This window comes from Halopseudomonas litoralis (assembly GCF_900105005.1).
GTDB classification, from domain to species: Bacteria; Pseudomonadota; Gammaproteobacteria; order Pseudomonadales; family Pseudomonadaceae; genus Halopseudomonas; species Halopseudomonas litoralis.
Map to the genome: position 1 here is coordinate 1,156,797 of NZ_LT629748.1, position 20,100 is coordinate 1,176,896.

The 20,100-nt window shown below is 60.2% G+C and carries 18 protein-coding genes; 9 read left to right on the forward strand and 9 right to left on the reverse strand.

What is annotated here, in order from left to right; all coding sequences use genetic code 11:
* Positions 1–32: 32 nt before the first annotated feature.
* Entirely contained in the window at positions 33–1,079 is a 1,047-nt protein-coding gene (locus BLU11_RS05690; protein ID WP_090272458.1) for a quinone-dependent dihydroorotate dehydrogenase, read from the forward strand.
* Positions 1,080–1,168: 89 nt separating this feature from the next.
* Here the strand turns inward: BLU11_RS05690 and rmf are convergent, their stop codons facing one another.
* Positions 1,169–1,384: a ribosome modulation factor gene (gene rmf, locus BLU11_RS05695; RefSeq protein WP_090272459.1), complete on the reverse strand. Its 216-nt coding sequence runs from the start codon at positions 1,382–1,384 to the stop codon at positions 1,169–1,171.
* Between the two features lie 250 nt (positions 1,385–1,634).
* Here rmf and rlmKL point away from each other — a divergent pair, with 250 nt between their 5' ends.
* Positions 1,635–3,839: a bifunctional 23S rRNA (guanine(2069)-N(7))-methyltransferase RlmK/23S rRNA (guanine(2445)-N(2))-methyltransferase RlmL gene (gene rlmKL / locus BLU11_RS05700; RefSeq protein ID WP_090276278.1), complete on the forward strand. Its 2,205-nt coding sequence runs from the start codon at positions 1,635–1,637 to the stop codon at positions 3,837–3,839.
* A 113-nt stretch (positions 3,840–3,952) separates the two neighbouring features.
* On the opposite strand, the gene BLU11_RS05705 is transcribed toward rlmKL, so the two are convergent.
* The 4 genes from BLU11_RS05705 to BLU11_RS05720 form a co-directional block, all read right to left on the reverse strand.
* Positions 3,953–4,891, reverse strand: coding sequence for an IS110 family RNA-guided transposase (locus BLU11_RS05705; protein ID WP_090272427.1), 939 nt, complete (start codon positions 4,889–4,891; stop codon positions 3,953–3,955).
* A 255-nt stretch (positions 4,892–5,146) separates the two neighbouring features.
* Positions 5,147–6,619: a D-alanyl-D-alanine carboxypeptidase/D-alanyl-D-alanine endopeptidase gene (dacB, locus tag BLU11_RS05710; protein ID WP_090272460.1), complete on the reverse strand. Its 1,473-nt coding sequence runs from the start codon at positions 6,617–6,619 to the stop codon at positions 5,147–5,149.
* 262 nt (positions 6,620–6,881) lie between these two features.
* Entirely contained in the window at positions 6,882–7,670 is a 789-nt protein-coding gene (locus BLU11_RS05715; protein WP_090272461.1) for a TatD family hydrolase, read from the reverse strand.
* A 14-nt stretch (positions 7,671–7,684) separates the two neighbouring features.
* Positions 7,685–9,391 (reverse strand): DEAD/DEAH box helicase, encoded by a 1,707-nt coding sequence (locus BLU11_RS05720; protein ID WP_090272462.1) that lies wholly within the window; start codon positions 9,389–9,391, stop codon positions 7,685–7,687.
* 129 nt (positions 9,392–9,520) lie between these two features.
* On the opposite strand from BLU11_RS05720, the gene greB reads away from it, so the two are divergent.
* Positions 9,521–9,997, forward strand: coding sequence for a transcription elongation factor GreB (gene greB / locus BLU11_RS05725; protein ID WP_090272463.1), 477 nt, complete (start codon positions 9,521–9,523; stop codon positions 9,995–9,997).
* A gap of 323 nt (positions 9,998–10,320) precedes the next feature.
* On the opposite strand, the gene BLU11_RS05730 is transcribed toward greB, so the two are convergent.
* Entirely contained in the window at positions 10,321–12,822 is a 2,502-nt protein-coding gene (locus BLU11_RS05730; RefSeq protein ID WP_090272464.1) for an ABC transporter permease, read from the reverse strand.
* The gene (locus BLU11_RS05735) at positions 12,819–13,499 is read right to left on the reverse strand and encodes an ABC transporter ATP-binding protein (protein ID WP_090272465.1); all 681 of its coding nucleotides are present in this window, start codon (positions 13,497–13,499) and stop codon (positions 12,819–12,821) included. Before BLU11_RS05735 ends, BLU11_RS05730 begins: the two co-directional genes overlap by 4 nt.
* A gap of 14 nt (positions 13,500–13,513) precedes the next feature.
* On the opposite strand from BLU11_RS05735, the gene BLU11_RS05740 reads away from it, so the two are divergent.
* Genes BLU11_RS05740 through BLU11_RS05750 form a run of 3 tightly spaced genes read left to right on the forward strand, consistent with a single transcriptional unit; the run spans position 13,514 to position 15,422 of the window.
* Positions 13,514–14,128, forward strand: coding sequence for an arylesterase (locus BLU11_RS05740; RefSeq protein WP_090272466.1), 615 nt, complete (start codon positions 13,514–13,516; stop codon positions 14,126–14,128).
* 37 nt (positions 14,129–14,165) lie between these two features.
* Positions 14,166–14,489: a hypothetical protein gene (locus tag BLU11_RS05745; protein ID WP_090272467.1), complete on the forward strand. Its 324-nt coding sequence runs from the start codon at positions 14,166–14,168 to the stop codon at positions 14,487–14,489.
* Positions 14,490–14,492: 3 nt separating this feature from the next.
* Positions 14,493–15,422, forward strand: coding sequence for a L,D-transpeptidase family protein (locus tag BLU11_RS05750; RefSeq protein ID WP_090272468.1), 930 nt, complete (start codon positions 14,493–14,495; stop codon positions 15,420–15,422).
* A gap of 58 nt (positions 15,423–15,480) precedes the next feature.
* On the opposite strand, the gene BLU11_RS05755 is transcribed toward BLU11_RS05750, so the two are convergent.
* Positions 15,481–15,738 (reverse strand): Lpp/OprI family alanine-zipper lipoprotein, encoded by a 258-nt coding sequence (locus BLU11_RS05755; RefSeq protein ID WP_090272469.1) that lies wholly within the window; start codon positions 15,736–15,738, stop codon positions 15,481–15,483.
* Positions 15,739–15,942: 204 nt separating this feature from the next.
* Between BLU11_RS05755 and BLU11_RS05760 the strand changes: the two genes are divergently transcribed.
* Positions 15,943–17,343 (forward strand): GntP family permease, encoded by a 1,401-nt coding sequence (locus BLU11_RS05760; protein WP_090272470.1) that lies wholly within the window; start codon positions 15,943–15,945, stop codon positions 17,341–17,343.
* A gap of 84 nt (positions 17,344–17,427) precedes the next feature.
* Entirely contained in the window at positions 17,428–17,700 is a 273-nt protein-coding gene (locus tag BLU11_RS05765; RefSeq protein WP_090272471.1) for a GNAT family N-acetyltransferase, read from the forward strand.
* A 56-nt stretch (positions 17,701–17,756) separates the two neighbouring features.
* On the opposite strand, the gene BLU11_RS05770 is transcribed toward BLU11_RS05765, so the two are convergent.
* Positions 17,757–18,836, reverse strand: coding sequence for a 3-deoxy-7-phosphoheptulonate synthase (locus tag BLU11_RS05770; protein ID WP_090272472.1), 1,080 nt, complete (start codon positions 18,834–18,836; stop codon positions 17,757–17,759).
* A 250-nt stretch (positions 18,837–19,086) separates the two neighbouring features.
* Here BLU11_RS05770 and BLU11_RS05775 point away from each other — a divergent pair, with 250 nt between their 5' ends.
* Positions 19,087–20,046 carry a putative 2-dehydropantoate 2-reductase gene (locus tag BLU11_RS05775; protein WP_090272473.1) on the forward strand — a complete coding sequence of 320 codons (960 nt, stop codon included), beginning with the start codon at positions 19,087–19,089 and terminating at the stop codon, positions 20,044–20,046.
* Positions 20,047–20,100: the final 54 nt, after the last annotated feature.

A 20,100-nucleotide genomic window follows, 5' to 3' on the forward strand; every position in this document is an offset into this window, starting at 1 on the left:
TCCGCGCAGCTATTTTCAACCGGGGCATCACCATGTATTCCAACCTGCGTTCCCTGATGTTTCACCTGCCTGCCGAAACGTCCCATGACCTGGCGCTGGACATGATCGGCGCTGCCGGGCGGCTGCGTCTGGCTTCCTGTCTTGCACGACCGGTGCAACCCCAGCCGGTGAAGCTGCTGGGTATGACTTTCGACAATCCGGTGGGCCTGGCCGCGGGGCTGGACAAGAATGCCATTGCGGTGGATGGCCTGGCTGGGCTGGGGTTTGGTTTTCTCGAGGTCGGCACCGTGACCCCGCGGCCGCAGCCGGGGAATCCCAAGCCGCGGCTTTTCCGCTTGCCAGAGGCCAGCGCCATTATCAATCGCATGGGATTCAACAATCTGGGTGTGGACGCCTTGATGGAACGCGTCGCCCGGGTGCGCTATCAGGGGACTCTGGGGATCAATATCGGCAAGAACGCCACGACCCCGGTCGGACGGGCGGTGGACGACTATCTGTATTGTCTGCGCAAGGTCTACAGCCATGCCGGTTATGTAACAGTGAATCTGTCCTCACCCAATACCCCCGGCCTGCGTACCTTGCAGTACGGCGACACGCTCAAGATTTTGTTGGCCGAGATCAAGGCCTGTCAGCAGGAGCTGGCGAGCCTGTATGACCGCTATGTACCCATTGCCATCAAGATCGCTCCGGACATGACGCCCGAGGAGTTGACTCTGGTTGCCCGCACTCTGCTGGAAGAGGGGATGGATGCGGTGATTGCTACCAATACCACTCTGGATCGCTCGCGAGTGGAGGGTCTGACTTTCGCTGATGAGGAAGGTGGGTTGTCAGGCGGACCGCTGACTGACGCCTCGACCAACGTGATCCGCATTCTGGCTGATGAAATCAAGGGCCAGATGCCGATTATTGGTGTCGGTGGGATTCTGACCGGCGCCGATGCGGCGGCCAAGATCGCAGCGGGTGCCAGTCTGGTACAGCTGTACAGCGGCTTCATCTACCGTGGGCCGGAACTGATCCGCGAATGTGTGGATGCGATTGCGGCGCTGAACAGCGGTGCTGCAGAAAGTAACCGGGGCTGAATTAAATGGCCCCCGTAAACGGGGGCCTTGGGCCTCGCAGGCCCGACGCTCTGAGTGAGCGCCCTGGGTAAAGAGGGTGGGAGAGGGGATTACCCTACAGCGCGCATCTCATTGAGGCGATGCACGCCTGAAATACCGGTGAATCCTGCCCAGTGGTCGGCTCTGCCTTCACGCCAGCCATTGATCCAGTTCTGTCTGCCGGCAGTGCTGTTGAAGGGACAGGAGTCTTGAGACTTGCCTTGAACGCCGTTCTGATATCCGCGCAAATATGCTCGTTCCATCGGATCACGCTTTAGTCTTCTCATAAAGTACAGCCCTCGTGTGGTATGACAACCCGGTCCAACTGGTCTGGACCGGGGTTTGGTGCAGAGAATTTTTCCCTGCACCCGGGAAACTGCAGAAATTGCAGCTTCCTTGTTCGGTTTACCAACGCAAAGTCTTGATGTCTCTTGTACCCTATTACGACGGGCTGAGAAAGATCGAATTGGCATACTGGGCTCATTCCTTAGAGCCCGGATGCAACATAAACGTAACACTGTTCTGGAAATCAACGAGATGCGCGAGACCCTTGAATTTTTTATCACCTGTCCGAAAGGAATCGAGGGCTTGTTGCTCGACGAGCTGCGGGCGCTGGGCGCCTCGTCGGCCAGGGAAACTGTCGCCGGTGTGCATGCTGAAGGCGACCTGGAACTGGGCTATCGGATCTGTCTATGGTCACGCTTGGCGAACCGGGTGCTGCTTATTCTTGAGCGCTTTCCGGGGAGTGACGCGCAGAGCTTGTATGACGGGGTCGCGCGCATTCAGTGGGCTGATCACCTGCAGCCGGACGGCAGTCTGGCGGTGGATTTCACTGGTCAGCTGGCGGGTGTCGACAACACCCACTTCGGCGCACTGCGGGTCAAGGATGCGATTGTTGATCGGCTGCGCACTGCCGACGGCACCCGTCCTTCGGTAAACAAGGTGAATCCGGATCTGCGGGTCAATGTGCATTGCCGCAATGGTGAAGTACAGCTGGCGTTGGATCTGTCCGGTACCAGCCTGCACCAGCGCGGTTATCGTTTGCAGCAGGGCGCCGCGCCGCTCAAGGAAAACCTCGCGGCAGCCGTGTTGATTCGGGCCAACTGGCCGGCGCTGGCGGAGCAGGGAGCGGCGCTGGCCGACCCCATGTGCGGCTCCGGCACCTTTCTGGTAGAAGCCGGCCTGATGGCGGCGGACATTGCGCCGAACCTGCACCGCCAGCAATGGGGGTTCAGCCACTGGCTGCAACACGTTCCCGCTCTGTGGCAGCGCTTGCATGCCGAAGCCCAGCAGCGCGCCGATGCCGGGTTGGCGCGTGCGCCCTTGTGGATCCGCGGCTATGAAGCCGACCCGCGGTTGTTACAACCGCTGCGCAACAATATCCAGCGCGCCGGCCTGGGGGAGTGGATCAAGGTCTATCAGGGCGAGCTGGCGACCTTTGCACCGCACCCTGATCAGGGTCAGAAAGGCCTGGTCGTCTGCAACCCGCCCTACGGCGAGCGGCTGGGCGATGCCGCGAGTCTGGTCTACCTGTACCAGAAGCTCGGTGAGGTACTGCGCAGCGAATGCACTGGCTGGCAGGCGGCGATCTTCACCGGTAACCCGGAGCTGGGGCGGCGCATGGGTATTCGCAGTCACAAGCAATATTCGCTGTTCAATGGTGCCTTGCCATGCAAGCTGCTGCTGATGGACCTGCAATCCGAGCGCTATGTCACCGGTGCTGCGCCTAACTCCGCTGAGCGCGCCGAGCGGACTGAGCGAGCTGAGGCAGGCGATGCCCCCGCGCCGATGGAAACCAGCGCGCGGCTCAGCGAGTCGGCGCAGATGTTCGCCAATCGCTTGAAGAAGAATCTGAAAACCCTGGGCAAATGGGCACGTCAGCAGCAGATCAGCTGTTATCGTCTGTACGATGCGGACATGCCGGAGTTTGCCGTGGCCATTGATGTGTATGGCGATTGGGCTCACGTGCAGGAGTATGCCGCTCCGGCCAGTATCAGCGAAGACAAGGCCCAGGCGCGTCTGCAGGATGTGCTGGTGGCGCTGCCGCAGGTACTGGGCATTCCGGTCAGCCAGGTGGTGCTCAAGCAGCGTCAGCGTCAGGCTGGCAAGCAACAGTATCAGCGCATGGATCGTCGGGGTCAGTTCATGACGGTCAATGAAGGTCAGGTAAAATTGCTGGTCAATCTGACCGACTATCTGGATACCGGCCTGTTTCTGGATCATCGCCCGATCCGCCTGCGCATCGCCGAAGAAGCCCGCGGCAAGCGTTTCCTCAACCTGTTCTGCTATACCGCCAGCGCCACTGTGCATGCCGCGGTGGGCGGGGCGCGCAAGACGACCAGCGTCGATCTGTCGAAAACCTATCTGGACTGGGCGCGGCGCAATCTGTCATTGAACGGGCTGTCTGATCTGCATCAGTTGGTGCAGGATGACGTGATGAAGTGGCTGGAGCAGGATCGTGGTGAGTATGAACTCATCTTCATCGACCCGCCGACCTTCTCCAATTCCAAGCGTCTGGACGATGTGTTCGATGTGCAGCGCGATCATGTGCAATTGCTGGATATGGCCATGGCGCGCTTGGCGCCGGGCGGGGTGGTGTATTTCTCCAACAACTTCCGCCGTTTCCGGCTGGACTCTGCGTTGGCAGAGAAATATCAGGTTGAGGATATATCGGCGCAGACGCTGGACAAGGACTTTCAGCGCAATACGCGGATTCATCGCACCTGGAAGCTGATGCGCTGAGATAGCGTCCGGAAGGGTCTCCGCACTACTGCTGGTGTGGGACGCAGAGCGTCCCGGCATGCGTTCCCACGCTGGAGCGTGGGAGATTCTATGGTTCATGCCAACCCCTTTTATCAGGTTTTGGGCCGATAAACCGTTTGATTCTGCATCAAGGCAAAGGCAATGCGCGCCAACTTTCTTGCCAGCTTGATCAGCGCCTGGATGGGCTTGAGTCCCTGTGATAGATAGGTCTCGTATAACGCCTTCCAGGCAGCGGTTTTACGGGCAGCCATAGCCGCGTTGTAGAGCAGGCGGCGTAATTCCGGGTCGCCTTTCTTGGTGAGTTTTCGTCGGCCTGCCTGCTTGCCAGAGTCTCGGACTTTGACATCCATCCCCAGGTAAGCGATGAAGGCGTCACTGCTCTTGAAGCGACCTCGGTGGAAGGTGTTGGCGAGTGCCATTGAGCTCAGCTCGCCAATGCCTTCGATGTCCATGCAGCGTTTTGCATCTGCGTCCCAGCCTACGTCTGCCAAGGCCTGCTTCAGGCGCTGGGTAATCAGCAGCTCAACGCGACGGATATGGGTATCCAGCTGTTTGCTCGCCTGCTTCAACTCAGGTACATCCTGCAAGCTCTGGCTCAACGCTACTCGGGTATGAACCAGCGAGGCTCGACGGCGCATCAGGCTTTGGATGCGGTAAAACGCATCATGGGCAGGGATCCAAGGCTTGAGCTCCTCAAGCTCGTTGCTCAAATAACGCAGGATCAGTCTGGCATCAGACGGGTCGGTCTTGGCCCGGGTACCTACCCCATCGCGGTAACGGCTGAGCCGATAACCATCCAGTAAGTAGAGCGGGTGTGCTGCTGCATGAGCCAGCGTGGCCAGTTGCCGATGATAAATTCCGGTGGCTTCCAGCGCGATCCTTGAGCCCTGCGGCAACGACTTCAACCAGCGCTTAATAGCGCTGGGGGAGTTGTTGATCGTGTCGATCTGAGGGGCGTCACTGCGAGCGATCACCAGCTCCGCCTTGCTGACATCGATACCCACCAGGATAGATTCAACAGATTTTGTCATGGCGCGTCCTCCAAGCTAAAGTAGTCTTTGACTTGTCAGGGCTCACCAGACGCTGGCTTGCGACGTATCGTCGGTCTGAGCGGCTTGGCTCTGCCGATGGATTCTCTATTGGCGTTTATGGTGAGGGTGGGGCGAAATCTCCCACAGTCCGTGCCGAAAGGCCGGAAAACGATTGAGCCCCTCCACCCTGACAGGTCCATTTTGGACCTGCAGATGAACCATACAAACGATAGGGTTGGGGAGCCGCTGGCGTCCTCAGCGACTATCCGCCACATCCGTCGGTCCGCGGCGGTAGACGTCACTCAGCAGTGAGTCCAGCGCCTGACGGCTGCCGCCGGCGGAGGGGTGGTTGACGATGGCAGTCACTGCCCAGCTCTGGCCGTTGTTGTCGCGAGTGATGCCGGCGATGGCTCTGACGTTGCGCAGCGAACCGGTCTTGATGTGAGCCTGGCCGGCGACCGGCGTATTGCGCATGCGACGGCGCATGGTGCCGTCCATGGCTGCCAGCGGCAGGGAGGCAACAAATTCCGCTGCGTAGGGACTTTCCCAGGCCTGAGCCAGCAGTTGCGCCATGTCGCGGGCGGTCATGCGCTCCAGGCGCGACAATCCCGAACCGTTATCCAGCACCAGCCCTGTGGGCTGGATATCCTTGTCTGCCAACCACTGGTTGATGATGCGACTGGCCGCTTTGTGATCATCGGTATCGGCAGCGCTGCGTTGCTCTCGCCCGATGGTCAGGAATAACTGCCTGGCCATGGTGTTATTGCTGTACTTGTTTATATCGCGGACTACGTCGACCAGATCCGGTGACGTACTGCGGGCCAGCAGGCGCGCGTTCGCCGGCGAGGGCCCGATACGGTTGGCGCCCTGAATGCGCCCGCCCATCTCATGCCACAGGGTGCGAATAAGGCTGGCGGTATACACCGGGGCATCCAGCACCGACAGATAGCGTTCCGCGTCGCAGCCCTGATGCAGCGAGCCGGTGAGGGTGATGGTGGCGCGCTTGCCGTCATCCTGGACCGCATAGGCCACGTTCGGCCATGGACAGCTCTTGACCGCGGGCAGCCTGGTCAGCTGATTATCGATGGTTACTTCCGGCAAGGCCGGCTCCAGATGGGTACGAATCCCGTCGGCATCGGCGAAGCTTTTCAGCGACAGCAGCTTGAGATTGGTCAGCAGCGGATCAGGTTCGACCAGAAAGGGTTTGCTCGGATCATTGCCGTCGTCCACAAACCTGCCGGCATCCGATGGTATGCGGATATCCGCCGGCTGCAGTACCAGATCGCCGCGCACTTCGCGCACGCCGGCGGCACGCAGGTCACGCAACATCAACCATACGCGCTCCATGGTCAGCTTGGGGTCGCCGCTGCTGTGAAATATCAGGTCCCCCTGCAGCTCGCCGCCGCTGATCGCTCCGGTGCCATACAAATCTGTCCGCCATTGGAAATTCGGGCCGAGCAGTTCCAGGGCGGCGTAAGTAGTGACCAACTTCATGGTCGAGGCCGGATTGACCGGCTGATCGGCGTTCACATATTGCGCCAGGCCCTGGCCTTCCAGCGGGATGACCGCCAACGCCATGGCATTGGTGGGGATCTTGGCTGCGGCGAGGGCGGAGCTGACCTTGGTGGGCAGGGTGCCGCGGTCGTTTTCAGCAACAGCGGCACCGCTGGCGAACAGGCCGGCGAGAGGAAGGAGGCAGCACAGGGTCAGTTTTTTCAGACGCAGCATTGAGCGCGACTCCCAGGGAAAGCGGGTGAGGGCTGTGCGGAGTGTCCATTCCCAAGGGTACAGCCGGTTGTCAGACAGGATAGCGCAAGAAAGCGCTGAAAAACTACCGGTGGGGTGCAGTTTGCAAGGAACAGGTTGGCCGACAGGACTGGAGCCTACAGGGAAGTATTTACGGCGTGTCTCAGGCTGGTGCAGGGCGGGGCACGAAACGCGAAGCGATAACAGACAGGCCCCTAGGTGGGCTTCTTTTTGGATGGCGCGATTACGGCAACTGAAAAAACGCCCGCGCCGTCGCCGTCGTATGTTCTGCCAGCTGTTCCAGGCTTTCTTCGCGACAGCGCGCAACCATGTTGGCCACTTCCGGCAGGAAGGCCGGTTCGTTGCGGCGGCTCTTCGGTTTGGGGGAGAGGGTGCGTGGCAGCAGCCAGGGAGCGTCGGTTTCCAGCATCAGGCGGCCAGCGGGAATATCCCTGACCAGCGTTTGCAAATGGGTGCCGCGCCGCTCATCACAGATCCAGCCAGTAACGCCGATATGCAGGTCCAGATCCAGATAGCCATACAGCGCCGCCTTGTCTGCGGTAAAGCAATGCACCACGGCGGCGGGTAACCGGTCGCGGAAGTCGCGCAGGATGCCCACCAGCGTGTCGCTGGCTTCGCGCTCGTGCAGAAATACTGGGTAACCCAGCTCCACCGCGAGTTCAAGCTGCTCTTCAAGAGCCTTGATCTGTAGCGGGCGGGGTGAGAAATCGCGATTGAAGTCCAGACCGCACTCGCCGATGGCGCGTACGCAGTCTGCGGCGGCCAACAGGCGCAGGTCAGTTGCCTGGGTGGTATTCCAATGACGGGCTTCGTGGGGATGGACACCGGCGGTACAGAACAGCCGGAGCGGGTCCTCGGTGCACTGCGCCTGTATTGCTGCGCAGTCGTCCACCGAGGTGGCGGTCAGTATCATCTGACTGATACCGGCCGCCCAGGCCCGTTCGAGTACCGCTTCGCGGTCCTTGTCAAAAGCGGCGTCAAGCAGGTTGACGCCGATATCGACCCATTCCATGAAGGGGCGCCCGCTCAGCTGCGCCGTGGCGGCTTGGCTGCGCGGGGTTTACCGGCAAAATCCTTGCGCGGCGGACGGGGGCTGCGTGGACGCTCGGTTTCACCGGGCGGCAGCGGCCATTCGCGGATCTGCAGAGCTACACCGTTGACCTCGATGCCGGCCAGCTTGCCGAGGACGGACTGATCCATCTGCGGCAGGTAGACACCGGTATGCTCGGTGAACATCTTGATGTGACCGATCTGCTGACGGCGCAGACCGCCGTGCTTGACCAGCGCATCAACCAGCGGCTTGGGCATCAGACCGTTGGAGCGACCGCCCTGCACTTTGTAGCGGACCAGGCCGCTGTCGCGCTCATCGTCCATTTCACGGCGCGGTGGCGCAACGGGCAGATCAGCTACCGGCTCGACCAGGGTCTTGGCCCCGGGCAGGATTGCCAGCAGGCTGGCAGCCAGTTCCAGCGGTTCCATGTTGGTCAGCTGCAGCAGGTCGTCAACCAGTTGCTGGTGCAGTGAGCCAGTGGTTTCCGCAGCTTTCTGCAGGCGCGTACCCAGCTTGCTCAGGCGACCACTGCGTACCGCATCGGCGGTCGGTAGAGCCTGCTGTTCGATCTTCTGACCGGTGGCCTTTTCCAGCATGCCCAGCATGCGACGTTCACGCGGCGTGACAAACAGGATGGCGGTACCGGAGCGACCGGCACGGCCAGTACGACCGATGCGGTGCACATAGGATTCGCTGTCGTGGGGCAGATCGTAATTGAGTACGTGGGAAATACGCTCCACGTCCAGACCCCGGGCGGCCACGTCGGTAGCGACGACGATATCCAACAGGCCACGTTTGAGGCGGTCAACCACCTGTTCACGCAGTTGCTGGCTGAGGTCACCGTTCAGCGCTGCGGCGGCAAAGCCACGGGCTTCCAGGCGCTCGGACAGCTCCAGACTGGCAGTCTTGGTGCGCACAAACACGATCATGGCTTCGACTGGCTCGACTTCGAGCAGGCGGGTCATGGCATCCAGTTTGTGGTGGTTGGCCACTTCCCAGACTTTCTGGGTAATGGTGTCCAGGCTGCTGCTCTTGCCGCTGTGCAGGCGGATTTCCTTCGGCTCACGCATGTGCTTGCGGGCAACGGTGCGCACGCCTGTCGGCATGGTGGCGGAGAACAGGGCCTTCTGGGTGTTTTCCGGCACTTTCTCGAATACGGCGTCGAGGTCGTCGGCAAAACCCATCTTGAGCATTTCGTCGGCTTCGTCGAGTACCAGGAAGCGCATGTTCTCGAACTTGATGCTGCCGCGACGCATGTGGTCAGTCAGGCGGCCTGGTGTAGCCACGACGACATGGGCGCCTCGCTCAAGCGCTTTGAACTGCGGAGCGAAGGGGGAGCCGCCGTACAGCGCCAACACGGAAAAGCCGCGCATGTTCTGCGCGTAACGCTGCAGGGCTTCAGCCACTTGCAGAGCGAGTTCGCGGGTAGGCGTGAGGATCAGCGCCTGAGTTGCGCGGATGCTGACGTCGATGCCTGCCAGTACGGGCAGTGCAAAGGCCGCGGTCTTGCCGGTGCCGGTCTGAGCAAGGCCCAGCAGGTCGTCGCCGGCCAAAAGAGTCGGAATAGCCTCGGCCTGGATAGGGGAGGGTGTTTCGTAGCCGAGGCTGTTCAGAGCCTCAAGAAGCGGTGCAGGCAAGCCGAGATCGGCAAACTGCGGTGCCGCCGGAGCGGTATCGGACATACTTGGAGTAAACCTTGGGGGATTGAAGATCGCGTAGTATACGCTCATTGCTGCAGAATTACTGCATTGAATTATATATAGCAAACAATCGCGCTGATGTAAGGGCGGTTGATACACAAGGAGCCGGAATTGAAGACACCGCTGATCACGCGCCAGGGCTATGAAGGTTTGCGCAAGGAGCTGGATGAACTCTGGCGGGTCGAACGCCCGGAAACGACGAGGAAAGTTAGCTGGGCGGCCAGCTTGGGTGATCGCAGTGAGAACGCCGATTATCAATACAACAAGAAGCGTCTGCGTGAGATTGATCGCCGGGTGCGGTATCTGCGCAAGTGTCTGGAGTACCTCAAGGTTGTCGATTATCGGTCTGAGCAGGAAGGCAAGGTGTTCTTTGGTGCCTGGGTCGAAATCGAGAACGAAGAGGAAAAACGTCTGCGGTTTCGGATCGTCGGTTATGACGAAATCTTCAACCGCAAGGATTACATCTCCATCGACTCACCCATGGCCAGGGCACTGTTGAAAAAGCAGGTCGATGACGAGGCGGAAGTGACAACCGACGCGGGAACCACGCTTTGGTATATCAATTCGATTGAGTATGAGAAGGACTGAGCCGGCGCCATAACTCGCGTCCTGCTCCGAGTGGCCTTGGCGCGGTGAGTGGCCTGTCTGCGACACGCTGCAAGTACATCCCTGTAAGCTCATTGATGCCATCCATGGCATCAAACGGTCGCAGTCAGGCCACTCACGGCGCCAAGGTATGGACATGGGGTGGCTGAGGGTTTGAAAACCATCAGCCATACAACTGATATGCGGAACAGGCTGGTCAGTAGGGTTGTGCTGACCGCGAGCTTACAGGGATGTACTTGCAGCGTGTCAGCACAACCCTACTGACCAACCTGTGCCCTACCAGCCACAACAAGCTTCGCCTGTCGTCACCCACCTCGATTGATCAGTTGCATGGGGCTCTGGTTGACCACGGCGCGGGTGCCCAGGGCGCCGGCGATGCCGATCAGCAGGGCGCCGCCGATGGGTACCAGTAGCCAGAGCAGATAGTGCGGTTGCCAGTCCAGGTTCAGGGCGAAGCGGTACAGTAGCCAGGTGATGAGTTCGGCCGCGACGATGGCCAGCAGGCCCGCCAGGGCGCCGAGCAGGCTGAACTCCAGACGGTTGGCCTTGCGCAGAAGGTCTCGACGGGCACCCAGGGTACGCAGCAATGCACCTTCGTAAAGTCGGCTGTCCAGTGTGGATTGTAGCGAGGCGAACAACACGGTGAACCCGGCCAGCAGCACGAACACCAGCACATATTCCACCGCCAGGGTGACCTGGTCGAGAATATCGCGCAGCTGCTCCAGTATGGCTTCGACTTCCAGCAGCGTCATGGCGGGAAAAGCGCGGGTCAGCTCGCGCAGGCCCTCGCGCTGATCTGCAGGTAGATTGAAGCTGGTGAGCAGGGTGCTGGGTTTGCCATCCAGGGCGCCGGGTGAAAACACCATGTAGAAGTTGGGCGTGAAGTTGTCCCAGTTGACCTCACGTATGCTGCTGACCTCGGCTTCCAGTGTTGCGCCGCTGATGATGAAGCTCAGTTGGTCGCCCAGACTGACGCCGAGGCTGTCGGCCAGTTCCGCTTCCACCGATACCCGATGGCTTTCGCTGGCGGGAAGCTCCTCCCACCATTGACCTTCCCGCAGCTGATTGTCCGCGGGCAGGTCGGCCGCCCAGGTCAGGCTCAGGTCGCGGTTGATGGCGCGCTCGCCGGGACTGTCCTTGGTGACATGTTCGCGTACGGCTTCGCCATTGATGGCGGTCAGACGGCCCTGCGTGACCGGGTACAGCGGAGCGCTGCGGGCGCCAATATCAGCCAATGCCTGGCGGAACGCAGGTTCTTCCGCGGGCAGGATATTCAGGGCGAAGTGATTCGGGGCATCGTCTGGCAGCTGCGCTTGCCAGGTATCCAGCAACTCGGTACGCAGAATGAAGATCACCACCATGGACATCAGGATCAAGCCGAAGGCGAGAATCTGGCCGGCGGCGGCTGTCGGCTGTTTCAGCAACTGGCCGCTGCCCAGGCGCCAGGCCAGTCCGGCATTGCGCAGGCGCTTGCCGCTGGCCTGCAACAGCAGCCAGGCGAGACTCCCGAGCAGCAGAGCCGCCAGCGCGCCGCCGAAGATCACCGCCAGGGTCATCGGCAGATTGCCGGTGAATTGCCACATCAACAGACTGAGCCCACTCAATGCCAGACCGTAGATAACCCAGGCACTCCCCGGCAGTGGCGTCAGCTCCCGACGCAGCACGCGCAAGGGCGATACCCGACCCAGACGCAGCAGCGGCGGCAGGGCAAAGCCGAGCAAACCGATCAGGCCGGTGGCCGAGCCGACCAGTAATGGCTTGATACCGGCCGGCGGCAAGTCTGGCGGTAGTAGCTCGCGTAGCAGGTGCACCAGCCCCCATTGCATGAGCCAGCCGAGCAGCAGGCCGATCACCGTAGCAAGAATGCCCAGCCCCAGCAGCTGAATGAGAAACAGCCGCAGGGTGCGCCCCCGGCTGGCTCCCAGGCAGCGCAGCAGGGCGCTGGTGTCGTAGTGGCGACTGGCAAAGCGGCTGGCGGACAGGGCCACGGCCACCCCGGCCAAGACGACGGCGGCGATACTGGCCAGCCCGAGGAACTGGTTGGCGCGCTCCAATGCACTGCCGATCTGCCGGTTATCATCGGCGACCGAGGTCAGGCGTTGGTGGTCTCCCAGGCGCGGCTCCAGCCATTGGCGGTAGTTCTGCAGGTCCGCTTCGGCACCGCTGACCAGCAGTCGGTAGCGTACCCGGCTGCCGGGTTGCACCACGCGGGTGGCGGGCAGATCATCAAGGTTCATCAATACGCGCGGGGTGAGGCTGTAGAAATCGCCGGCGCGATCCGGTTCGTGGGTCAGCAGGGCGGCAATCTGCAGCTGGGCATAACCAATTTCCAGTTGATCGCCGACCTCCAGTCCGAGCACATTGAGCAAACGCGGTTCGATCCACACCGTACCGCTGTCGGGAATGCCGCTGGCAACCTGCTCCGCGCCGAATGCCTGCTGGCTGGTGCGTACCTCGCCGCGCAACGGATAGCCGGCGCCAACCGCTTTGATGCTGCTCAACTGCATCTCGGATCCGCTTGAGGTGACGCTGGAGAAATTAACGATATCAGTATGTTGCAGGTTGCTTCTGATAGCTTCCTGGAGGAGTTCTGCAGGCAGTGGCTCGCGCGATGAGATGCGCATGTCAGCGCCGAGAAACTCCGCGGCGCGCGTTGCCATGCCGCGTTGCAGGCGATCGGTGAAGAAGCTGATGGCAGTGCTGACCAGTACCGCAATCACCAGCGCCAGCAGCATGATCCGCAGTTCGCCGGCGCGCCATTCACGCAGCAGCAGGCGCGAGGCCAGAGGCAGGTCGCGGCCGATCATGGCTGGTCTTCCCTGATGCGTCCGGCTTCGATATGCAGGGCGCTCTCACAGCGCTGCGCCAGGCGCTCATCATGTGTGACCATCACCAGTGTGGTGCCCTGTTCGCGGTTGAGCTCGAACAGCAGGTCGGTGATGCGTGCCCCGGTAACCGCGTCGAGGTTGCCGGTCGGCTCATCAGCAAACAGGATAGCCGGTTCGCTGGCGAAGGCCCGGGCGATGGCGACACGCTGTTGTTCGCCACCCGACAGCTGCCGGGGATAATGGCTGGTGCGCTGATTCAGACCAACGCGCTCCAGTAATTGCCGGGCCCGCACCGCCGCGTCCCGACGACCATCAAGCTCCAGAGGCAGCATAACGTTTTCCAGGGCGTTCAGGCTATCCAGCAGCTGGAATGACTGGAATACAAAGCCGACATGTTCGGCGCGCAGGGCGGCGCGTTGATCTTCATCCAGTGCACTGAGCGATTCGCCGGCGAGAATGACCTCGCCGCTGCTGGGCAGATCGAGGCCGGCCAGCAGACTCAACAGGGTAGATTTGCCCGAGCCGGACGCGCCGACAATGGCCACACTGCTGCCGCGCGCAATGCTCAGACTGACATCGTCGAGGATGGTCAGCGTGGCTTCCGGGGCATCGACGACTTTGCTAAGGTGGCGGGCAATGATAACGCTGTCTGACATGGGTATCGGCCTTGATGAGTGTCTGGAAGAAATACGCTGCGTCCATTCTGTTGTGCCTGCTGGCGATGCCCGCATCGGCGCAGAATATTCTGCTGGTCGGCGATAGTATCAGTGCCGCTTTCGGGCTGGAAATCGAACAGGGCTGGGTAAGGCTGCTGGAGCAGCGCTTGGCTGATGAAAATCAGCCCCACGAGGTGGTCAATGCCTCGGTGAGCGGCGACACCACGGCGGGTGGCCTGGCCCGGCTGCCCGCGCTGTTGGAGCAGGTGGAGCCGGCGCTGGTGATGATCGAGCTGGGCGGCAATGATGGCCTGCGAGCACTGCCGACCGGGAATATGCAACAGAATCTTTCTGCCATGGTCACGCTGGCCAGAAACGCCGGTGCCGACGTCATTCTATTGGGTATGCGCATCCCGCCGAATTACGGTCCGCGTTACTCGGATGCTTTTGAAAAAGTGTTCGCTGAGGTTGCCGATGAGCATGATGTTCCGCTGGTGCCCTTTTTTCTGAAAGGCGTGGGTGGGGTGCAAGGCTTGATGCAGAGCGATGGCGTGCATCCAACAGCTGCAGCCCAGCCGATTTTGCTGGATAATGCCTGGCCGTCCATCAAGCAGTGGCTCAGGCAGTGATGGCATTTATTCGGTGTGAGGAGCGGTTTGGGTGACGATGTCGTGGATTGCCAGGCGATGGTGTGTAGTCGAACAGGATGAGCAGCAGGACCTGTTTGTGGGAGACCCGTGGCATCACCATCTGGTTGATATCAATTTGCGGCTGGATGCACCGTTGGAACGATCTCTGTGCGGTGATCTATTGCCTGCCAAACCGGTCTATCAGGAGTTGACCCGGCAGTTGCTGAAGAATCTGTGCCCGCATTGTCGGGACACGGCACAGTCACTTCGGGGTAACGGTCGGCGTGCGGCGACGCGTCGAGGTGCAGCTTTGCCGGCCATGGCGCAACAATTCGATCTATATGCACCAGCCGGGGGCTGAGTCATGAGATACCTGTCGGGCAAGATGGTGGTCGGCATGTTGTCAGCGAGTCTGGGTGCTGCGGTGATGGCAGCGGACCATGCGCTGGACTCGGTCGATCAGCAGGTAATTGGAGCGGTGTATACCCTGGACGCGGTGTTCGAGGACACTTTTGCCGATCTGGGTGAAGCACATGGCTTCGGCTTCCTCGAAATGCAGGCGGCCAACCCCGGTGTAGACCCTTGGTTGCCCGGGGCGGGTACCTCGATCCGCATGCCCGGGCAGCATATTCTGCCCGATACGCCGCGCAGCGGCATCGTCATCAACCTGCCGGAGTACCGTCTTTATCATTACCCGGCGGATGGCGGCTCGGTCAGTACCTGGCCCGTGGGTATCGGTCGTGAAGGCTGGTCATCGCCGATAGGCGAGACCCGCGTCGCGCGCAAGGAAGCCAACCCCTCCTGGTACCCGCCGCAATCGATCCGTGAGGAACATGCCGCTGCGGGGGACCCGTTGCCGGCGGTGGTACCGCCCGGGCCGGACAACCCCATGGGACCGTTCAAGATGAATCTGGCGATGAGCGGCTATGTGATCCACGGCACCAATAAGCTGTTCGGTATCGGCATGCGCGTCAGTCATGGTTGCTTTCGCATGAACAATCAGGATGTGACCGAACTCTTCCCCCAGGTGCCGGTGGGTACCGCGGTGACTATTGTCAATCAGCCCTACAAACTCGGCGTGTATGCAAACAAGCTGTATCTGGAAGTGCACACGCCGCTGGATGAACATGGGTTCCCCTCGTCGCTGGACAAACAGGCGGCGATTCAGGAACTGCTGCAGGCGCGCAGTGAGCTGGTGGCGGGGTACCGTCTGGATTGGCAGTCCATACGCGACATGGTGTATGCCGAAGACGGCATTCCAGCGGTGATTGGCGAGCCTTACGGCTCACTCTGAAGCAGGCTGCGAAGGCATCGCGATGATTGTCGCGCGCCTTCGCACCAAGGCGGCCGGCTTACTTGCGGCTGGCCTTTTCGAGCATGCGCAGGGCACGCTCGTTTGCTTCGTCAGCCGTTTGCTGGGCGCGTTGTGCAGCGGCCAGGGCTTCATCAGCCTTGCGGTTTGCTTCGTCAGCGGTGGACTGCGCGCGGGCCGCTGCATTCTCGTTGGCGGACAGGCGAGTGCTCGTCTCTTCCTGGTACTGATTGCTGCTACAGCCGGCGATCAGCAGGCCTGCCAGAGACAACGCCGAAAGTTTCAGTGCAATGTTCATGTGATACCCCTTCGTTTAGCAGTAGTGTCGTTTTGCCGACGGGTTCATATTAGCAGTTCTCCCGACGAATGGTGATTGACGGACGTCATAACCAGCAAGTCTTTGTCGACATTCAGCACATTGACTGAGCAACGTCACGCTTTGTTCCCACAGAGCGTCTGGGTTACCGTATTTACTGATAAGTACAAAAAGGAATTGCATTCTATGCTGGGGTACATCGGGTTGTTTGCCGGGCTTATTCTGTTGATCGGATTTGCCTTGCGGGGTGTGAACATTTTTCTGGCTTCGATTATCTGCGCTTTGGTGGTGGCCATTCCCAATGGCATTCTGCTGCCCGCCGCGCTGCTTGAGCATTACCCCTTCGGCCCGCTGGGCGCCTTCACTTTCGCCGGTAAGTTCTTTCTGTTGTTCCTCTGTGGGGCCATTTTCGGTAAGGCCATGGCCACCAGCCAGGCGGCCAAGAGTATTGCTGTGGCGATCACCCGCGGGCTGGGTGTAAAGCACACCTTGCTGGTCGGGATGGTGGTCTGCGCCTTGCTGACCTATGGTGGTGTGGTGGTCTTCGTGGTGGTCTTCACCATGTATCCGCTGGGTATCACATTGATGCGCGAGGCCAATCTGCCCAAACGTATTTGGTGCGCGGCGACTTCGGTGGGAGCCGGCACATTCACCATGACCGCCTTGCCGGGTACGCCTTCCATCCATAACGTGATTTCCGCCAGCTCTCTAGGGACCGATCTGTTCGCCGGTGGCTGGATCGGTCTGTTTGCCGCGGCGATCATGGCCGGGTTGGGTATGTGGTACGTCGAGCGCGAATGGCGACTGGCCCGGGCCACTGGCGAAGGCTTTGTGGAAAACGCCCAGGATCTGCGCATGGAACAGCTGATCGGCGATCCCAACGATGCGCCGCCCTGGGGGCTGGCGCTGGTGCCTTTGTTGCTGGTGCTGGGCGTGATCATGTTGCCGCGGTTGATCCTGGGTATGGCGGATTGGTCCGAAACAGAAGGTCTGTTTGCAGCTATTCTGCGCTTCAGCGCAGCTCAACCCATCATCTGGCCGAGTATTGCGCTGGTGATCGGTGCTCTGTCCTGCGGTGTGCTGTTCACCAGCGCTCGTCGCAAGCTGGGTCAGGTATTCGGCCAGGGTGCTGAAGATTCGATCATGCCGCTGCTGAATACCGCCGCGGTGATCGGGTTTGGTGGGGTGGTGACTCAGACGGCCGGTTTTGGTGAGTTTGCGCAGTGGATACTCGGCGTCGAGATGCCGCCGTTGCTGTCGGTGTTCACCTCAGTCAGCACCCTGTCGGCGATCGTCGGTTCCTCGTCGGGCGGACTGCAGATATTCATGCAGACGCTTGCACCCAGTTATCTGGAAATGGGTATTCAGCCGGAAATCCTCCACCGTATCGCGGCGATCGCGGCAGGTGGTCTGGATTCGCTGCCACACTGCGGTGCGGTGATCGCCACCTTCATGATCATGGGGTTGTCACACAAGGAAGCCTACAAGGACATGTTTGTTGTTACCGTGGCCGTCCCGGTGATAGCCTGCCTGTTGTCCATCGCGCTGCTGATGGCGTTGGGGGTGGGGGTTACGCCGCCGGCGTGACGGGCAGCGGCAGCGATGGAATCTTTCCGCGCTGTCGCAGGTCAATTGTTCAGTCATTTCTCGATGCGTCAGAAGGAGACCGTCATGACCGCTGATGCTCCGGTCCAGCACGACACCGAAGGCAAGCAGTTCTATATTTCCGCTGAAGGCGGGCGTGCCTATCTTGCCTATATGGATCTGGGCAAGCAGACCATGGATATCTATCGAACCTACGTGCCTGATGCCCTGCGAGGCCAGGGGCTGGCGGAGCAACTGACCGTCGAGGCACTGAAATATGCCGAGGAACAGGGCTACACGGTGATTCCGTCATGCTCTTACGTCGAACAGTACATGCAGCGACAGCAATCGCCCAACTGATACGAGCTGACATTAAAAAACCCGCAGAAGCGGGTTTTTTAATGTTGCCTGTGAGCCTACTGGCCGCGCTTGCGCGCCGGCAATACATCCTTGATCTTCGCGTGCATGCTGCGCACCGCCTGAACAGTGGTATCCCAATCGATGCAGGCATCGGTGATGGATACGCCGTATTCCAACTGCGACAGGTCCTTGTTGATGGCCTGGCTGCCCCAGCCGATGTGGCTTTCGACCATCAAGCCGACAATCGAGGTGTTGCCTTCAGCAATCTGGTTGGCGACGTTATCCATCACCAGCGGTTGCAGCGCCGGATCCTTGTTGGAGTTGGCGTGGCTGCAGTCGATCATGATGTTCGGAGTGATCCCGGATTTTTCCAGTTCCTTTTCACACAGGGCCACGCTGACCGAGTCATAGTTGGGCTTGCCATTGCCGCCCCGCAATACCACATGACCGTACCGGTTGCCGCGGGTGGTGACGATGGATACCTGGCCTTCGTGGTTGATACCCATGAAACGGTGCGGACTGGCGGTTGATTGCAGCGCGTTGATGGCGACGCCAAGGTTGCCATCGGTACCGTTCTTGAAACCGACTGCCGAGGACAGACCGGAGGCCAGTTCACGGTGAGTCTGGGATTCGGTGGTGCGCGCGCCAATCGCTGACCAGGAAATCAGGTCCTGCAGGTACTGTGGCGAAATCGGGTCCAGCGCCTCGGTGGCGGTGGGCAGGCCCATATCGGTCAGGTCGCACAGCAACTGACGGCCGATATGCAGCCCATCCTCGATCTTGAAGCTGTCGTCCAAGTAGGGATCGTTGATCAGGCCTTTCCAGCCAACGGTGGTGCGCGGCTTCTCGAAATACACGCGCATCACCAGATACAGGGTGTCGCCGACTTCCTCTGCCAATGCTTTCAGGCGGCGGGCATAATCCTTGGCTGCTTCCACATCATGAATGGAGCAGGGCCCGATAACGATGAACAGGCGGTGATCCTTGCCATCCAGAATGTCGCGAATGACCTGGCGGCTTTCCACTATGGTGGCTTGCGCAGCGTCGCTCATCGGTATCCTGGCCTTGAGTTGGGCAGGGGTAATCATCACTTCGTTGGAAGCGACGTTCAGATCATTAATAGGTAAGTCGGCCATCTTCTTTCCCAGCGAGTCTTTCGGCCACCAACCGGTCGGCCTCTGAATAGTGGCCGACAGCTTAAAGCATGCATGGCGGCTACGGCTACCCTGTCGGCTCGCTATCGGCCCTGATTGACCTTGTGAATGGCAAGGTTTGCAGTCGGTTGCATCATTGCGCGTGGCTTTGTCACTTTGCCGACTGTTGCCGCGGGTCCGCAGCGATTAACATGGACAGCATTTTCGCGCATCGTTCAAACAAGAGGTAAGCATGCAAAAGGCAAAACCACGTATCGGCGTCATCGGCACGGGCGCCATTGGCGGGTTCTACGGATTGATGTTGGCTCGTGCGGGCCACGATGTGCATTTTCTACTGCGCAGCGAATATCCGGCCGTCCGTGAACATGGTATTACCGTGGACAGCCGCGTGCATGGCGAGCTCAATCTCAAGCCGGTGCAGGCCTATGCCGACGTCGCCGACATGCCACCCTGCGATTGGCTGCTGGTTGGCGCGAAGTCGACTACCAACGAGACTCTCGCACCCATCATCGCCAAGGCGGCCGCACCGGGGGCTCGGGTTATATTGCTGCAGAACGGATTGAATAACGAACAGCAGCTGCGCCAGCTTTTGCCGCCCGAACTGCATCTGATCGGCGGGCTGTGCTACGTCTGTCTGTATCGCAAGGCGCCCGGCGTGGTAGTGCATCAGGACAACGGCATGATCGACCTGGCCTACCATTCCGGCCCGGCCGATGAGCAGCAGCAACAGGAAATGATTGCGCTGGGTGCAGAAATGTTCCGTGACGCGGGCCTGAAGGCGCGGGAAAAGGGCAACCTGGATGGAGCCCGCTGGCAGAAGTTGGTATGGAATGCGCCATTCAACGGTGTCTCGGTCATCCTCAATGCCGGTACTCAGACGCTGCTCGATAATGCGGCAAGCCGCCAGTTGGTCGGCGAATTGATGCAGGAAGTAGTGGACGCGGCAGAGGCTTGCGGCCACAGCATGCCTGAGTTGCTGGCAGAGAAACTGCTGGTAGGTACCCAGCGTATGCCCGACTATCTGCCAAGCATGTATCACGACTGGTTGCATAAACGTCCGATGGAACTCGACAGTCTCTATGGCGAGGCATTGAAGCTGGCTGCCGTCGCGGGATGCAGCATGCCCAAGACCGAGGCACTGCTGCAGATGTTGCAATTCATTGAAGCGGGCTACTCCGCATCTGCAGACTAACCGACAGGCGGTGGGACTGATTCCCATTTTGGATCTTGCTGGTGGATATTCTGG